This is a genomic window from Actinoplanes lutulentus (assembly GCF_003259845.1).
Taxonomy (GTDB): Bacteria; Actinomycetota; Actinomycetes; order Mycobacteriales; family Micromonosporaceae; genus Actinoplanes; species Actinoplanes lutulentus.
Window position 1 is genome coordinate 156,721 of sequence record NZ_QLMJ01000001.1, and the last position, 15,951, is coordinate 172,671.

A 15,951-nucleotide genomic window follows, 5' to 3' on the forward strand; every position below is an offset into this window, starting at 1 on the left:
GGAAGGACTTTCAGCGGGCCATCCAGCCGCCGTCGACGACCAGGACGTGGCCGTTGACGTAATCGGCGGCGGCGGAGCTCAGGAAGACGGCTGCTCCGGCGATGTCGGCGGCGTTGCCCCAGCGACCGGCCGGGATGCGTTCGAGGATGGAACGCGACCGGTCGGGGTCCTGGCGCAGCGCGGTGGTGTTGTCGGTGGCGATGTAACCGGGTGCGATGGCGTTGACCTGGACACCGAGCGGGCCCCACTCGTTGGCCAGGGCCTTGGTGACACCGGCGACGCCGTGCTTGCTGGCGGCGTACGCCGCGACGCGCAGGCCGCCCTGGAAGGAGAGCAGGCTGGCGACGTTGATGATCTTGCCGGAGCCACGCTCGGTCATCGCGCGCCCGAACTGCTGGCTCAGGAAGAACAGGCCGTTCAGGTTGATGTCGACCACGCGGTTCCAGGACTGCCGGCTCACGTCCACCGAGTCCTCGCGCTCGATCACGCCGGCGTTGTTGACCAGGATGTCCACCGGGCGGTCGCTGCTCACCTCGGCGGCGATCCGCTCGACCGCGTCGGGATCGCTGACGTCGAGGTCGACGACCTCCACCTTCCGGCCGAGGCCGGCAACCAGGTCCCGGGTGGCGGACTGGTTTCCCGGCCGGCCCAGCAGGACCAGGTCGGCTCCGGCCCGGGCGAGCCCGGCAGCGATGGCCTGTCCCAGCCCGCGACCGGCGCCGGTCACCACCGCGCGGCGACCGTGCAGGTCGAACGGCGAGAGGGTCACAGGTCCTCCAGCGCGACCGGGGTCAGGTCGGTGTAGTCGTTGTTCTCGCCGCCCATCGCCCAGATGAAGGCGTACGAGCCGGTGCCGACGCCGGAGTGGATCGACCACGGCGGCGAGATGACGGCCTCGCGGTTGCGCAGCACCAGGTGCCGGGCGGCGCCGGGACGGCCCATGAAGTGGAAGAGCCGGTCCTTCTCGTCGAGGTCGACGTACATGTAGACCTCGGTGCGGCGGTCGTGCAGGTGCGGCGGGCAGGTGTTCCACACCGAGCCGTCGGCGATCACGGTCACCCCGAACTGGAGAACCGCCGTCTGCAGTTCCTGGCCCCAGGCGTACCGATAGAGGTGGCGCTCGTTGGCGCCCGCAGGCGAACCGAGCTTGACCGGCTCGATCGCCGTGTGGCTCAGCAGCGTGGTCGGGTACGCCGCGTGCGCCGGAGCGGAGACGAAGTAGAACGCGGCGTCCGGACCCTCGAAGACGACCTCGCTCCCCCGGCCGACGAACAGGCCGTCGAGGTGGCGCAGCTCGAACTTCTCGTTGTTCACGAGCACGTGGCCGGACTGGCCGATGTTGACGATGCCCAGCTCACGGCGGGCCAGGTGGGTCGCCGCGCCGAGCACGTCCCAGGCCGGCAGCTCGAGCCGGCCGTCACCGGGAACAGCTCCGCCGACGACGAGCCGGTCGTCGTGGGTGTAGACCCCGTTCACCTCGCCGGCGCGGAACAGGTCCTCCACGAGGAAGTTCTTTCGCAGGTCCGCATTGGTCGCCGTCTCAACGTCGGAGGGCGATGCGGAGTACCTAACCTCAATCAACGATCTCTCCTCGTTTGTGAACCGCGTTCAGCTACGTGAACTGGTGGCGACGATACCTATGGCCCCGATCACAGGTCAAGGGGCAGAACCCTGTCTTTATATGTGAACTGGTGTAGGGTGATGCCACCGTGAAGGAAAGCGCTTCGACAGCTCAGGAGGTCCGGTGGACACGGAGAAGACGGCCGGCGGCAGCTCGGCCACCTCGCAGGTCAAATCTGCGGCACGTGTCCTCGACGTCCTGGACGACATCGCGGCGAACGGTCCCGGCACCCAGCTTCAGCTGGCCACCCGCCTCGGCATCCCGAAAAGCAGCCTGCACGCGCTGCTGCGCACGATGTGCGCCCGCGGGTGGCTGGACACCGACCAGACCGGCAGCGTCTACCGGCTCGGCGTGCACACCCTGACGGTCAGTTCCGCCTATCTCGACGGCGACCCGGTGCTGTCCCGCGCCGGCGCGGTGATGGACGAGATCGCGGCGGCCACCGAGGAGACGGTGCACCTGGGCCGGCTGGAGGGTGCGGAGATCATCTACACCGCGAAGCGCGAGTCCAAGCACCCGTTGCGGATGTATTCAGCTGTCGGCCGGCGCCTTCCGGCGTACTCCACGGCGCTCGGCCGGGCGATGCTCGCCGAACTGCCCGAGGAGGCCCGCGGCGCGCTCGTCCCGCACCACATCAACGCCGTCACCCCCCAGACGACCACCGACCGGGACGCCGTACTGGCGATCATCGAGAAGGCCGTCCAGGTCGGGTACGCGGAGGAGAGCGAAGAGTCCTGCCTGGGCGTTCGCTGCTTCGGCGTCGCACTGCCGTTCTCCCGCCGATCGGTGGACGCGATCAGCGTCGCGGTCCCGATCAGCCGGCTCAGCCAGGGCCGGGAGGACATCATCATCGAGACCCTGCTGAGCGTGAAAGCCCGCCTGTCGGCGATGAGCGACAACCGGCTGCTGCGCTGACCCACCGCTGTCGAGCCGGTGGGCCGGCAGCCGCCTCAGTTCTGGTCGAGCGCCGCGAGCACGCCGGCACGTGAAGCGTCCTCGCTGGCCAGCACACCACCGTTGGCCACGTCGTCCCCGGTGATCTCGGTGAACACCATGCGGACGTCCTGCCGGCGCGCGCCGAGGATCTCGACGGCGTGGTCGGCCACGGCCCGGGCGAACGCCTTGCGCTGCTCCAGGGACCGGCCCGCGAGCAACTCGACGGTGATGTTGGGCATGGCGCCCTCCCCCTCTATCAGTCGTCCATGATGCGGACTTCAGTTCACTAACGTGAACCCAACCTACCGACCTCTCTACGACACCGCAATGCATGACTGAATTGAGTTCACATACTTGATGTGAGTTCCGCTTGTTGGCGCTAGGTCGGGATCAGCCCCGCGCCGATCTCGGGTGGCGTGTCCTGCCCCGGGCGGACGATCTCGGCCCGCACCTCGTGCATCCGCAGCGACCCGTCGAGGATCTCCTCGGCGAAGTGGCAGGCCACCCGCTGCCCGGAATCATCGAAAACCCGCAGCTCCGGGCGCTCCTCGACACACCGGCTCTGCGACCACGGGCACCGCGTGCGGAACCGGCATCCGCTCGGCGGAGCCGCCGGCGACGGCAGGTCACCGACCAGCAGAATGCGCTCACGCCGGTCTTCCACCTGCGGGTCCGGGATGGGCACGGCCGAGAGCAAGGCCCTTGTGTACGGGTGAAGCGGACGTTCGTACAACTGATCGCCGTCCGCCTCCTCGACCAGTGAACCCAGGTACATCACGCCGATCGTGTCCGAGATGTGCCGGACGACGGCGAGGTCGTGGGCGATCACCAGGTAGGTCAGCCCGAGTGAGTCCTGCAGGTCGCCGAGCAGGTTGACCACCTGGGCCTGGATCGACACGTCCAGCGCGGACACCGGCTCGTCGGCCACGATCAGCTCGGGTCCGAGCACCAGGGCCCGGGCGATGCCGATGCGCTGCCGCTGCCCGCCGGAGAACTCGTGCGGGTACCTGTTCAGCGCCGACGCCGGCAGGCCGACCGAATCCAGGGTGGACCGCAGACGCGTACGCATCGCGGCCTTGTCCTTGTGCAGGCCGTGCGCCTTGAGGCCCTCGACCAGCAACGACTCCACCGACTGCCGGGGATCCAGGCTGGCGAGAGGATCCTGGAAGACCATCTGGATGCGCCGGCGGAACAGCCGCATCTCCTCACCCTTGAGCGAGCGCACGTCGGTGCCGTCGAAGGTGATGGTTCCGCTGGTGGGCTCGACCAGTCGCAGCAGGCCGCGGCCCAGCGTCGACTTGCCGCAGCCGGACTCGCCGACCAGGCCGTACGTCTCGCCGCGCCGGACCTTCAGCGAGACGCCGTCGACGGCGTAGACATGACCGACCGTACGGTCGAAGAGCAGTCCGCTCTTGATCGGGAAGTGGACTTTGAGGTCGTCGATCTCGACAAGGGCGTCGCTCATGCCGGGACCTCCTGCGGTACGGGATTGGTGCACCGCAGCGCTCCGCCACGGGCAGCGGGTTCCAGCGGCACCGTCTCGCCGATGCAGTCGTCGACCACCCGGTCGCAGCGCGGCGCGAAGGCGCAGCCCTCCGACCAGGGGATGTTGTCGCTGACCGAGCCGCGGATCTGGTGCAGCCGCCCGCCGCGGTCGGCGTCCAGCCGGGGCACCGACTGCAGCAGCCCATGGGTGTACGGATGCCGCGGGTCCGCGAACAGGTCATGCCGCCCGGCCCGCTCGACCACCTTCCCGGCGTAGAGCACGTTGACCGTGTCGCAGAGCCCGGCCACCACCCCGAGGTCGTGGGTGATCATCACGAGGGCGGTGCCGGACTGGTCGACCAGGTCCTTGAGCAGCGTCAGGATCTGCGCCTGGATGGTCACGTCCAGGGCCGTCGTCGGTTCGTCGGCGATCAGCAGACGCGGCTTGCAGGCCAGCGCGATCGCGATCAGCGCCCGCTGCCGCATGCCGCCGGAGAGCTGATGCGGGAACTCCTTGAGCCGCCGCGCCGGGTCCGGGATGCCGACCGCGTCGAGCAGCACCCCGGCTTCCCGCAGTGCTGTCTGCCGGGACCTGCCCTGGTGGCGTTCCAGCACCTCGGCGACCTGCAGGCCGAGCGGGATCACCGGGTTCAGCGACGACAGCGGATCCTGAAAGATCATGCCGATGTCCTGGCCGCGCCGGTCCCGCAGCTCCTGCGGGCGCAGCGTGAGCAGGTCGGTGTCGTCGAACCGGACCTCGCCGGTGACCGTGTTGCCCCGCCGCGGCAGCAGCCCCATGATCGCCAGGCTGGTCACCGACTTGCCGCAGCCGGACTCGCCGACCAGCCCGACCGTCTGGCCGGGTTCCACGGTGAAGCTGACGCCGTCGACAGCGGTGAAGGGCGTGGCGCCCTTGCGCTGGAAGACGACCGACAGATCACGAACGTCGAGAAGAGCCATGCCAGATCACCGCCGGTTCTTCGGGTCGAGCGCCTCGCGCATGCTCTCGCCGAGCAGCGTGAAGCCGAGGGCCACCAGAATGATCGCGAGGGCCGGGAAGTACGCCAGCTCCGGCCGGACCTCGAAATATCGAACACCGTCCACGCCGAGCATCAGGCCCCACTCGGCCCGGTTGATGTCCGGGTCACCGAGGCCGAGGAACGACAGCGCGGCCGCGTCCAGGATCGCCACCGCGAAGGTCAGGGTGGCCTGCACGATGACCGCGGTGAGCGAGTTCGGCAGCATGTGCCGGGTCACGATGTGCCGCCGCCTCACACCCAGCGCCCGGGCGGCGAGCACGTGATCACTCTCCCGTTGCGCCAGCATCGATCCGCGCAGCAGCCGGGCGAAGATGGGCACGTTCACCACCGCGACCGCGATGATCACCGTCCACTGGGTGGATTCGCTGGCCAGGGCGACCAGCGTGATCGCGAGCAGCAGGCTGGGCAGGGCCAGCATCACGTCGGTGATCCGCATGATCAGCACGTCCACCCAGCCGCCGACAGCACCGGCGATCGCGCCGAGCAGCACCCCGAACAGCAGGCCGATGAGCGTGGCCAGGACGCCGACGAACAGCGTCTGCCGGGCGCCGTAGATCATCCGGGAGGCGAAGTCACGGCCCAGCGGGTCGCTGCCGAGCGGGTGCCCGGCACTGGCGCCCGGTACCGAGTCGACGGTCAGATCCTTGGTCAGCTCCGGGAACCGCTGCACCGGGTCGTGCGGTGCCACCAGCGGCGCGAAGATCGCGATGATCAGGAAGAGCAGGATGATCACCGCGCCGACGATCGCGGCGGGGTCGCGCAGCAGCCGGCGGCCGGCGTCGCGGATCAGGCTGACCCCGCCGCCCTCGGACGTCCGCGCGGTCAGCTCGTCGATCCGGCGGCGCTTGTGGTCGGCGAGCGTGGTGATGCCACCGGGCCGGGTCACTGGACACGCACCCTGGGGTCGATGAACGCGTACGAAAGGTCGACCAGCAGGTTGACCACGATGAAGACAGCGGCGGCGAGCAGGATCAGCGCCTGCAGCACCGGGTAATCACGGCCACCGCTGATCGAGTCGGTGATCAGCGTGCCGAGACCACCCCAGTTGTAGACCTTCTCGGTCAGCACCGCCCCGGCCAGCAGCGCACCGGTCTGCAAGCCGACAGTGGTGACCACCGGCAGCAGCGCGTTGCGCAGCACATGCCGCTTGCGGATGGTGGTGTTGCGCAGGCCTTTGGCGTCCGCCGTACGGATGTAGTCCTCGTCGAGAACGTCCAGCACGCTGGCCCGGGTGATCCGGACGATGATCGCCAACGGGATGGTGGCGAGCGTGATCGCCGGCAGAACCAGATGCCAGAGCGCGTCGGCGGAGGCGTCCAGCTCCCGGGTCAGAAGCCCATCGAGTACGAAGAACCCGGTCACGTCGGTGTTGTCCGTGCCCGTACTGATCCGCCCCGACGGCGGGAAGAAGTGGATGTCCTGGGTCAGCCAGTCCTTGAGCAGGTAACCCAGGAAGAAGATGGGGATCGAGATCCCGATCAGGGTGACGATGATGGTCACGTTGTCGAGCAGCCGGCCGCGATGCCGGGCCGCGAGGTATCCGAGCGGGATTCCCAGCCCGACCGCGATGATCATCGCGGCGACGGCCAGCTCGATGGTCGCCGGGAACGATCGGCTGATCACGTCCGCGACCGGCTCGCCGGTACGGATCGAGTTGCCGAAGTTCCCGGTCACCACGTTCTTGAGGAAGCGGCTGTACTGCACCCAGATCGGCTGGTCGTATCCGAGGGCCCGGGTCAGCGTCTCCCGGGTCTGCGGGGTCGCGCGCTCGCCGAGGAGAGCGTCGACCGGCCCACCGGGCAGACTCCGAAGCCAGAAGAAGACCAGGGTCATCAAGGCGATCAGAGTGATTACCAGTTGGACCAGCCGACGCGAGACGACTCTCAGCACGTACGCCTACTTGGTGATCGAGACGGTGTTGAACTCCTCGGCGGTGAGCGGACTCGGCACCAGGCCCTCGACGTTCTTCGTGGTGACGATGGCCGGCGGGGCGTGCCAGATCGGCACGGCCGGCAGCCACTTGGCCGCGAGGTCACGGTTGACCTGCTCGAACGCGGTTTTCTTTGCCGCCTGGTCGACGGTCGCGTCGGCCTTGGTGATGGCGGTGAACATCTCGGTCAGCGCGTCGTCGCCGAACTCGACCTTGGGCCGGCCGAAGAACGTGCCGACGAAGTTACCCGGGTCGTTGTAGTCGCCGGTCCAGCCGAGAATGTGCAGGTCCTGCTTGCCGAACTGCTGCACGTCGTCCTTGAAACCGCCGTTCCACGGCCGCGGGACACCGTTGACCTTGATGCCGGCGGCCTGCAGGTCGTTCGCCAGCACGGTGAAGATCTCCTGCGGGTTCGGCATGTACGGCCGGGACACCTCGGTCGGGTAGTAGAAGTTGAGCGTCAGCCCGGTCGCGCCGGCCTCGGACAGCAACTGCTTGGCCTTGTCCACGCTGTACTCGTACTTCTGCACGTCCGGCGCGTAACCCAGCACCGAGCTCGGCAGGAACTGGTCGGCCACCACCGAGCCGCCCGGGCCCTTGGTCTGCACCAGCTGCTCACGGTTGAGCGCGTACGCGATCGCCTGGCGTACCCGGAGGTCTTTGAGTTTGGGGTTGTTCTTCTGGTTGATGCCCAGGTACAGGATGTTGAAGGCGGGGCGTTCGAGGACCTCGTAACCCTCGTCGGCCAGGGCCTTGCGGTCGGCCGGGGCCGGGAAGTCGATGGCCTGGACCGTGCCGGCGCGCAACTCCTGTTTCCGGGTGTTCTCATCCTTGATGATCTTGATGATCATCTTGTCGACCTTGGCCTTGTCGCCCCAGTAATCGGGGTTCTTGTTCAGCGTGATCTCGCCGGTCGCCTTGTCCCAGCCACCATAGGTGAATGCGCCGGTGCCGGTCGGATGCTCGTTCGCGAACGTGCTGTACGAGAACGAGTCGCCGTTCTGCGTCACGGTGTCGGCGTCGTATTGCTTCATCGCGGCCGGGCTCGCGATCGAGAAAGCGGTGAGCGCGAAAGCACCAGGGAAAGCGCCCTTGTACTTCTTCAGCGTCAGCACCGCGGTGGAGGCGTCCTGCGCTTTGCAGTTGTCGTAAAGAGCGTCCGGACTGCCGGCGAACCCACCGAAGATGTCGGTGTAATAGATCATCTGGGACTGGGCGGCCTCGCCCTTCATGTTGTACCAGCGATCGAAGTTCGCGCAGACCGCCGCGGCGTCCAGCGCGGTGCCGTCGTGGAACTTCACACCCTGACGCAGGGTGAACGTCCAGATCTTGCCGGTCGGGTCGTTGGTCCAGCTCTCGGCCAGGCCACCCTCAAGGTCGGCGGTGCCGGGCTTGTGGGTGACGAGGGTGTCGTAGATCTGCCGGATCGGCCGGAATGACTCCCCGTCATCGTTGAAGATCGGGTCGAAGTTCTTCGGGTCGCCGGCGCCCGCGAAGATGAAGGTGCCGCTTGTGGCGGCCTCGTCGTCCTCGCCGCGGTCGCTCTCCGCACAGCCGGCCGCGCCGATCGCCAATGCCGCAATGATTCCGGCGGCGATGATCCCTGGTGCACGCATGGTGTTCACCCCGTCCTATGGGTACGGACACGCGCGATGACCGCTGGTCACCACTGACGTGACAATATCCATTCACGGAGATCACTTTGTAGGTTTGGTACCGGATCGTGTCCTACGGATGATCACCCTCATAGCGCCCTGTCCATCTGCCCTGCGATATGACGGTGGGGTGGAAACGCCGAACGGCGGCCCTGCTGGAAACCAGCAGAACCGCCGTTCGAAAGTTCAGAAAATCAGAGCGGGCGAATGTTCTCCGCCTGCGGGCCCTTCTGGCCCTGGGTGATCTCGAACTCCACCTTCTGGTTCTCGTCGAGGCTGCGGTAGCCGCTCGACGCGATCGCGGAGAAGTGGGCGAAGACGTCAGCGCCGCCGCCGTCCGGGGTGATGAAGCCGAAACCCTTGTCAGCGTTGAACCACTTCACGATTCCAGTAGCCATTGTCTGCTCCTTCGCAGGCTGTTCGAGTCCGCACTGTGCGGACCCGCACGCCGCCGCGTTGATCACCCGCGTCGAACCGACACGAAAAAACGAAAAGCGCCTGGACAGGTTTCAGATAACCCGATCAGGCGCCAAAAACGTCTACGGAAATCAAAACTGCAACGGGGAAAACATAGCACAGGACCGGCCGCCTCCCGGGTAGGGGAGGCGACCGGATCGCTCGATGGGATTACTCGAGCGCCCTACCCGTTGCGCAGGCGTTCGATCTCGGCGCGGGCGTGCTCGACGGCTTCGGTGTCGCGGCCGACGGAGCGGGCGAGTTCCTGGGCCAGATCGTTGGCGGCTTCCAGGACATGTTTCGCGGTCTTACGTTCGCGGTGCCCGTGGATCGCCTTGCGGTACGCGCGGCGCTTGCGGTATCCGGCGGCTGCGGCGTCGACCTCGGCCTCGGTGAGCAGGCCGCGTTCGGCCTCGGGGGCGAGGATGGCGCGAAGCCACGCCTGCTCCTGGGGTGCGGCCAGCCGGAATGTGATGGTCAGCAGGACCAGCCCGGCGACGAACAGGATGACCATCACAAGGAAGAATCCGGCGGTGCCGGCCAGACGTTCCCCATAGGCGGCGGTGTTGTCCCAGCCGTTGTGCAGGGCCATCGCGCCGAGGATCAGCAGCAGTCCGCGCACCCGATGCTTGCCCTCGCCGCGGCCGATCAGCCACATCAGGCCCGCGCAGAAGATCGCACTGAACAGCACGTGCTGGACCAGCCCGGCCCCGGCCCGGCTGGCGACGATCTGCAGGGCCGCGCCGACCTGGCCGGCGCCGAAGCCGTTGCTCGCGGCGTTGAACACGTACAGCAGGTCTTCGGAGACCTGCAGGCCGAGGCCGGCGAACGCGCCGATCATCAAGCCGTCGTACGGGCTGCGGACCAGCTTCGGGGCCAGGCCGATCAGCAGAATCAGCGCGGTGGCCTTGGCGAGTTCTTCGGTGATCGGTGCGGTGAAGCCGGGCGCCCAGTCCCGGGTCCAGGCGTGGCCGAACAGTTTGCCGTAGATCGACAGCACCGCGGTGTTGACCTGCAGGGCGATCCAGTAGGTCGCCGGGATCGCACCCCAGAGGAACGCGACGAGCAGCAGCTTGGGCGGCAGCGACGTGTACCGGTTGTGGTAGCTGAGCAGCAACAGCCACGCGATCGTGTACGGCAGGAACGCGAGGGCGCCGACGCCGAGCCCGACGGCGTACGAGCTCAGGCCCGGCTCGTAGAAGGCGAGCAGGTGCACGACACCGAGGAGCATGCCGACGACGAACACCCAGAAACCGGCGTTGCGCAGCTGGATCAGCCGGAACGGCTGCCCCCAGCCGGATGCTTCGATGGCCGCCGACCGGGCCTGTTCGGCGCCGGTGCGTTCGATGGTGGTCACGGCTGCTCCTGTCGGCTGACGCTGTGCAGTACCGCGTCGATCTGCTTCTGGTGGGCGGCGAGCTGCCCGGCGGGTGCCGTGACGGTGATCGTCATGCCCGTGCCGGTCTGCGGGAACGTGTAGGCGGCCACGAGACCCGCGGTCCCGACGCCCGTGTAGTTCTCGGCGAGCCCGGCGATGCCGCCCTGGGCCGCAACCGTGGCGCGCCGGCCGCTGACCGTGTTGTCGACCGTCTCGACCTGGTCGAGCAGAGCCGTGGTGTCACCGGTGAACGAGGCCACGTGGATGCTGATCGACACACCGTCACCGGAGAATGACGCGTCGGCCGTACCCGGCGTGACCGGCACCGTCGTCGTCTCGCCGACCCGGATGCCGCTCTCCAGCTCCCAGCCGGTCGGCGGCGTGACCGCGATCCCGCCACCCAGATCGAGGCGCTGCCCGGCCTGGATCGCGTCGTCCTGCGGCAGCGCGTCGTCGATCAGCGGCACCACGAATGTCAGCAGGATCGCGATTACCGCCACCACGATGGCCGGTGTCAGGGTGCGTTTGTCCAGCCCCAGCCATCGTTGTTCGACAGGCACCCAGCCTTCGGCGTGCCGTCCGCCATATGTATGGACCATGAGTAGAACCCTTTCAGCTCTCAGGCGAGGACGAAGGTGTAGCCGGCGGCTTTGAGCTTCCGGATGGTGTTCTCCAGGGAGGCGACGGTCTGGCGCCGGTCGCCACCGCCGTCGTGCATGAGCACGACGCCGCCAGGCCGGGCGCCGCGGACCGCGCGGCGGGTGATGACGGCGGCGCCGGGGCGCTGCCAGTCCCGGGTGTCGACGGTCCAGCCGAGGATCCGCAGCCCTTCGTCACGGACCACCGCGCGGGTGGTCCGGTTGCTGGCGCCGTACGGGAAACGGAACGTGCGCGGGGCGCGGCCGGTCACCTCGCGAATCTTGCGCTGGGTGAACCGGACCTGCGACCGCGCCTGTGACCTGGTGAGCGTGGTGAAGTCGGGGTGGTTGCGGCTGTGGTTGCAGAGCCGGTGGCCTTCGCGGACGACCCGTTTGGCGGTCTTGCGGTACTGGCCGACGTTGTTGCCGAGCATGCAGAAGGTCGCCTTGACCTTCTGCCGCTTCAGGATGTCGAGAATCTGCGGCGTGTACTTCGACGGCCCGTCGTCGAAGGTGAGCGCGATCGTGCGCTTCTTCGCCGATGCCACGGTTTCGTAACCGGCGACCGCCGGCTGGAAGGAGACGGCTGCGGCCACCGGCACCGGGGGAACCGGGACCTCGTCGTTGTTGCGGGCCGCGACCACGATCACCGTGCCGAGGACCAGGACTGCGGCAAATGTCGCGCGGTTGCGCATGTGGTTCACCTGTCTACGATTTCCGAGACGCCGGACTGGGCCGCGAAGTCGGCGCGGGCGAGCTGGACCTCGACGGCGGCCTGGCCGGCGCGTCCACCGGCGCCGTGCTCGCCGTACTGCAGCACCAGGTGCAACTGCCGGCGCTGCAGCGTCCGGTACAGGCGGGCGGCCTTTTTCCCGTACCCCTGCTTGGCTTCCTTGTGCAGATGCCGGCGGTAGCGCAGCGACCGCAACGCCCGTCGCTCGTCGACGGTGATCAGTTCCTCGTTGACGTAGGTGTCGGCGAGGCCGGTGAGGTAGTCGGCCTCCTCACGGCCGGCCAGCCGCCAGATCAGGAACCCGGCCAGCAGGATCGGGACGCCGTGGGTGAGCGCGTCGATGAAGATGTTGCCGGTGCGCAGCAGCGGGCTGTTCCAGAAGAAGTGGCCGAGCCAGGCCAGTGCGTAGGCGCCGGCGGCGACCAGCAGGCGCTGGGCGAGCGGCTTGTGTTTGCGAGTGAGGAACCAGCCGAGGCCGAACGCCGAGATCGACGTGAACAGGGCGTGGCTCCACAGCCCGGAGACGATGCCGCGGAACAGCAGCATCAGGCCGACCGGCAGGACCTCGTTGGGGCTGCCCATGCTGATCGCGGTGTTGACCGTGTAGTCGAGATCCTCGACCACCTGGAAACCGAGCCCGACCACGGCCCCGATCGCGACCACCGACAGGATGGTGCGGAACTGGGTGCGGGCGATCAGAACGAGCAGGATCACGCCGAGGTATTTGAGCAGTTCCTCGGTGGTCGGACCGGCGATCGCGGCGGTCCACTCGTTGTCCGGTCCGGAGGTCTTGCTGATGATCGACATGATCGCGGTGTTGGCCGGGATCGCCAGGTAGACGGCGCCGAGGCCGCCCCAGGCGAAGGCCAGCACGAACCCGAGCGGCGGATGCTGCTGGAACAGGTCCAGCCAGTGGAAGAACAGCAACGGTACGGCCGTATAGGCGGCCCACACGATCACGCCGAGGAACGTGGCGATCGGGACGACCTGAGCACCCTGGTAGAACAGCGAGATCACGGAGAACGCGCCGTTCGCGAGCAGGAAGATCAGCATCCAGAACGCGAACCGGCGCGGCTGCCAGAAGCCGTCGACACCGATCGGGCCCCGGATGACCGGGGCGACTCCAACAGCGGTCATCGCTGGGCCTCCACTCGTACGCTGTCGACCATGGCCTGCGCGTGCGGCAGCGCCTGGCGGAAGACCTCGCTGGGCGAGGCCGCGCTGATCACGATGGATCGCTTGGCGGTCTCGTCCACCGAGATCCACGCCCGGGCCTGTTTGCCGTTGTCGAGCAGCAGCGAGAAGCTGGTCCCGCTGAGTCCCGGTGCGGTGAAGGTGGCGTCGTCGCCGAGCGGCCGGGCGTCGGCGTAAGCGGTGAACTCGTCCTTTTCCCGCTCGACGAGCTGGGCGAGGGTGCCGTTCCAGCTGTTCACCGAGATGAGGAAGTTACCGGTGGGCCCGACCAGCTGGGTGCTGGGCTTGTCCGGGTCGGGGCTGGAGTCGCTGACGTCCAGGGCGTACCCGTCCTCCGGGACGACGGTCAGCACGGCTCCGACCGCGAGCGGTTTGCCCGCCGCGACGGGTTCGAGATCGGTCGGCGTGTGGTCGTCGATGACGATCACGATGCCGAGATAGACCAGGATCACCGCCAGAACGGCGAGCGCGCCGGGCCAGGTGCGGTACGGCTCACGGCGTGGAAGTTCGGGTGGTGCGATGGCATGTTCATGACGTCCGGAAGACACCCGCTGATCCCCCTAAATCTCGCGGAGTGAGTATCTTCATGACCGAACGTTTCAAGCGTCAATACTTCAGGTGACTTCGTGATCACCCACACGCAACCAACCGGGCCGAGCGATTGTTCTACGATTTACCGGTGACCGACGAGTGGGGTACGCGACTGGCAGGTGATCGGGCACTGCTCGATCGGGGCAGCACCGCGGAACGGGTGGCGGACGTGCTCCGGCAGCGGATCACCGAGGGCGTCTTCCTGCCCGGCACCCGCCTGAGCGAGGAAAACCTCCGCGAAGCGCTGGGCATCTCCCGCAACACGCTGCGCGAGGCGTTCCGGCTGCTCTCCCACGAGGGCCTGCTGGAGCACCAGCTCAACCGTGGTGTCTTCGTGCGCCTGCTGACCAGCGAGGACATCCGGGATCTGTACGCGATCCGGCGCATCCTGGAGTGTGGCGCGCTGCGCAACCTGCCCGCCGTCTCGGTGGAAACGATCAAAACGGCGATCGAGGCGGCCGACGAGGCGGCGGTGCGCGGCGACTGGAGTGCGGTCGGCACCGCGAACATGCGGTTCCACCAGGCGATCGCCGACCTGGCCGGCAGCCGCCGGGTGAGCGAGGCGGTCCGGGCGCTGCTGGCCGAGCTGCGGCTGGTGTTCCTGGTCCTGGCTGATCCGCGGTTGCTGCACGAGCCGTACGTCGCGGTGAACCGCAAGCTGTACGAACTCCTCGCCGCCGGCGACGCGGCCGCCGCCGAGGAGGCGCTGCAACGCTACTTCGACGACGCGGAGGCGCAGTTGCTGAGCGCCTACGCCACCGTCAACGGCGCGCATTGATGAAGGAAACCGGCGTCCCCGGCCGCGCCTGACCGAGCAGATCCACATCCCCCGGATCCACCACACCGACCACCGGGTACCCACCGGTCGTCGGATGATCGGCCAGGAAGATCAGCGGCTGACCATCAGCGGGCACCTGGATCGCGCCGAGCACCAGCCCCTCACTGGGCAGCTCACCCTCGACCGCGCGGGTCAGCGCCGGCCCGGTCAGCCGCGCACCGACCCGATCCGTCTCCGCCGACACCCGGTACTCCGCCGCGAACAGCGTCGCCAGCGCTGACGACGTGAACCAGTCATCCCGCGGGCCGAGCCACACCCGCAACCGCAACGATCCGGCAGGCGGCGGATAGGGCGCGATGTCCACCCCCGGCGGCAATGCGGTCACCGGCCCGATCGGAAGAACGTCGCCGTCCCGCACCGGATCGGGCCCGAGTCCGGAAAGCGTGTCCGTCGACCGGCTGCCCAGCACCTGCGGCACGGTGATCCCGCCACCCACGGCCAGATAAACGCGCAGCCCCGCGACCGCCGGCCCGATGGTCACGAGCGCACCGGCCGGCACGGCAAGCGGAAGACCGGGGTCGCAAAATCGGTCACCGACCATGATCTGGCACGGCGCGCCGGTCACCGCGAGCGTGACCGCGCGGGTGGCCCGCAGCCGCACACCGCCGAGCAGAATCTCCAGACCGGCGGCATCGATCGAGTTCCCGGCCAGCCGATTCGCCAGCCGCAGCGCACCCGCGTCAGCCGCTCCGGAGCGCGGCACGCCGAGATGCGCGAACCCCGGCCGCCCCAGATCCTGCACCGTCGTGCGCACTCCCGCGCGCACCACTTCGAGCGCCACGCTCACCCCACCTCGACGAATCGGACGCTCGCGCCAGGCGCGAGCAGTGCGGGAGGATCAACTTCAAGATCAAAGAGCACTGCTTGGGTACGCCCAATGCACTGCCAGCCGCCCGGCGAAGCAGTCGGGTAGACCCCGCTGTACAGGCCGGCCAGCGCAACAGTGCCGACCGGCACCCGGGTCCGCGGCGACGGCCGGCGCGGCACGTGAAACCGCTGATCCAAACCGGTCAGGTACGCGAACCCGGGCGCGAAACCGCAGAACGCCACCCGGAACTCGGTGCCGGTGTGCACAGCGATCACGCCGGCCCGATCGGTGTTCCACAGTGCTGCCACGTCGTCGAGGTCTTCTCCGTCGTACCAGGTCGGGATCTTGATTGTCGGCGATGAGCCGGCGGCGGGCGACGGTGTGGAAGGACCGCGGGTTTTCAGCAGTGTGGTGATCCGATCCGGCGAGGTGACGCCGTCGATCAGCACGGTGCGTGCCGCCGGGACGATCTCCGACGCGGTCAGCGTGCCGTCCGCCCGCGCCGCGCTGAGCAGGTCATAAGCGGCGAAGACGGCATCGTCGTCGTCCAGTTCGAGGAGGACGGCCGACGGCCCGGCCCGGCGAACACGCATGACACTCCGCTCCAACGTGGTTACACAGTCTTCATATTGAGGTATTGCCGGATTG

18 protein-coding genes are annotated in these 15,951 nt (G+C 68.0%); 2 read left to right on the forward strand and 16 right to left on the reverse strand.

The genetic code is table 11. The features are described from left to right. Nucleotides 1-10: 10 nt before the first annotated feature. Both kduD and kduI read right to left on the reverse strand, forming a co-directional pair. Entirely contained in the window at nucleotides 11-769 is a 759-nt protein-coding gene (gene kduD / locus B0I29_RS00595) for a 2-dehydro-3-deoxy-D-gluconate 5-dehydrogenase KduD (protein WP_111646810.1), read from the reverse strand. Next, the gene (gene kduI / locus B0I29_RS00600; RefSeq protein WP_111646811.1) at nucleotides 766-1,581 is read right to left on the reverse strand and encodes a 5-dehydro-4-deoxy-D-glucuronate isomerase; all 816 of its coding nucleotides are present in this window, start codon (nucleotides 1,579-1,581) and stop codon (nucleotides 766-768) included. The genes kduD and kduI overlap by 4 nt, the downstream gene beginning before the upstream one ends. Nucleotides 1,582-1,744: 163 nt before the next feature. Between kduI and B0I29_RS00605 the strand changes: the two genes are divergently transcribed. Next, the gene (locus B0I29_RS00605; protein ID WP_111646812.1) at nucleotides 1,745-2,536 is read left to right on the forward strand and encodes an IclR family transcriptional regulator; all 792 of its coding nucleotides are present in this window, start codon (nucleotides 1,745-1,747) and stop codon (nucleotides 2,534-2,536) included. A 35-nt stretch (nucleotides 2,537-2,571) separates the two neighbouring features. Here B0I29_RS00605 and B0I29_RS00610 read toward each other — a convergent pair whose 3' ends face one another. The 12 genes from B0I29_RS00610 to B0I29_RS00665 all read right to left on the reverse strand — a co-directional run bounded on the left by B0I29_RS00610 (nucleotide 2,572) and on the right by B0I29_RS00665 (nucleotide 13,614). After that, complete coding sequence (locus B0I29_RS00610; RefSeq protein ID WP_111646813.1) at nucleotides 2,572-2,796, reverse strand: tautomerase family protein; 225 nt, start codon at nucleotides 2,794-2,796, stop codon at nucleotides 2,572-2,574. A 140-nt stretch (nucleotides 2,797-2,936) separates the two neighbouring features. Further along, the gene (locus tag B0I29_RS00615; protein WP_111646814.1) at nucleotides 2,937-4,022 is read right to left on the reverse strand and encodes an ABC transporter ATP-binding protein; all 1,086 of its coding nucleotides are present in this window, start codon (nucleotides 4,020-4,022) and stop codon (nucleotides 2,937-2,939) included. Beyond that, complete coding sequence (locus B0I29_RS00620; RefSeq protein ID WP_111646815.1) at nucleotides 4,019-5,002, reverse strand: ABC transporter ATP-binding protein; 984 nt, start codon at nucleotides 5,000-5,002, stop codon at nucleotides 4,019-4,021. Before B0I29_RS00620 ends, B0I29_RS00615 begins: the two co-directional genes overlap by 4 nt. Before the next feature lie 6 nt (nucleotides 5,003-5,008). Beyond that, on the reverse strand, nucleotides 5,009-5,950 hold the full coding sequence (locus B0I29_RS00625) for an ABC transporter permease (protein ID WP_111647301.1): 942 nt from the start codon (nucleotides 5,948-5,950) through the stop codon (nucleotides 5,009-5,011). 14 nt (nucleotides 5,951-5,964) lie between these two features. After that, complete coding sequence (locus B0I29_RS00630; RefSeq protein ID WP_111646816.1) at nucleotides 5,965-6,972, reverse strand: ABC transporter permease; 1,008 nt, start codon at nucleotides 6,970-6,972, stop codon at nucleotides 5,965-5,967. 6 nt (nucleotides 6,973-6,978) lie between these two features. Beyond that, nucleotides 6,979-8,628, reverse strand: coding sequence for an ABC transporter substrate-binding protein (locus B0I29_RS00635; protein ID WP_111646817.1), 1,650 nt, complete (start codon nucleotides 8,626-8,628; stop codon nucleotides 6,979-6,981). Nucleotides 8,629-8,861: 233 nt separating this feature from the next. After that, nucleotides 8,862-9,065: a cold-shock protein gene (locus tag B0I29_RS00640; protein ID WP_111646818.1), complete on the reverse strand. Its 204-nt coding sequence runs from the start codon at nucleotides 9,063-9,065 to the stop codon at nucleotides 8,862-8,864. Between the two features lie 242 nt (nucleotides 9,066-9,307). Then, complete coding sequence (locus B0I29_RS00645; protein WP_111646819.1) at nucleotides 9,308-10,480, reverse strand: PrsW family intramembrane metalloprotease; 1,173 nt, start codon at nucleotides 10,478-10,480, stop codon at nucleotides 9,308-9,310. Next, on the reverse strand, nucleotides 10,477-11,100 hold the full coding sequence (locus B0I29_RS00650) for a hypothetical protein (RefSeq protein WP_146616678.1): 624 nt from the start codon (nucleotides 11,098-11,100) through the stop codon (nucleotides 10,477-10,479). The genes B0I29_RS00645 and B0I29_RS00650 overlap by 4 nt, the downstream gene beginning before the upstream one ends. A gap of 20 nt (nucleotides 11,101-11,120) precedes the next feature. Beyond that, nucleotides 11,121-11,834: a polysaccharide deacetylase family protein gene (locus B0I29_RS00655; RefSeq protein ID WP_111646821.1), complete on the reverse strand. Its 714-nt coding sequence runs from the start codon at nucleotides 11,832-11,834 to the stop codon at nucleotides 11,121-11,123. 5 nt (nucleotides 11,835-11,839) lie between these two features. After that, entirely contained in the window at nucleotides 11,840-13,009 is a 1,170-nt protein-coding gene (locus tag B0I29_RS00660; protein ID WP_111646822.1) for a PrsW family intramembrane metalloprotease, read from the reverse strand. Then, complete coding sequence (locus B0I29_RS00665) at nucleotides 13,006-13,614, reverse strand: hypothetical protein (RefSeq protein WP_111646823.1); 609 nt, start codon at nucleotides 13,612-13,614, stop codon at nucleotides 13,006-13,008. Before B0I29_RS00665 ends, B0I29_RS00660 begins: the two co-directional genes overlap by 4 nt. A gap of 131 nt (nucleotides 13,615-13,745) precedes the next feature. On the opposite strand from B0I29_RS00665, the gene B0I29_RS00670 reads away from it, so the two are divergent. Then, nucleotides 13,746-14,435: a GntR family transcriptional regulator gene (locus B0I29_RS00670; RefSeq protein ID WP_111647302.1), complete on the forward strand. Its 690-nt coding sequence runs from the start codon at nucleotides 13,746-13,748 to the stop codon at nucleotides 14,433-14,435. Here B0I29_RS00670 and B0I29_RS00675 read toward each other — a convergent pair. Next, a complete protein-coding gene (locus B0I29_RS00675) occupies nucleotides 14,419-15,297 on the reverse strand; it encodes a 5-oxoprolinase subunit C family protein (RefSeq protein WP_375790586.1) in 879 nt (292 codons plus the stop codon). The genes B0I29_RS00670 and B0I29_RS00675 overlap by 17 nt on opposite strands. Continuing rightward, entirely contained in the window at nucleotides 15,279-15,896 is a 618-nt protein-coding gene (locus tag B0I29_RS00680) for a 5-oxoprolinase subunit B family protein (protein WP_111646825.1), read from the reverse strand. Before B0I29_RS00680 ends, B0I29_RS00675 begins: the two co-directional genes overlap by 19 nt. Between the last annotated feature and the right edge of the window lie 55 nt (nucleotides 15,897-15,951).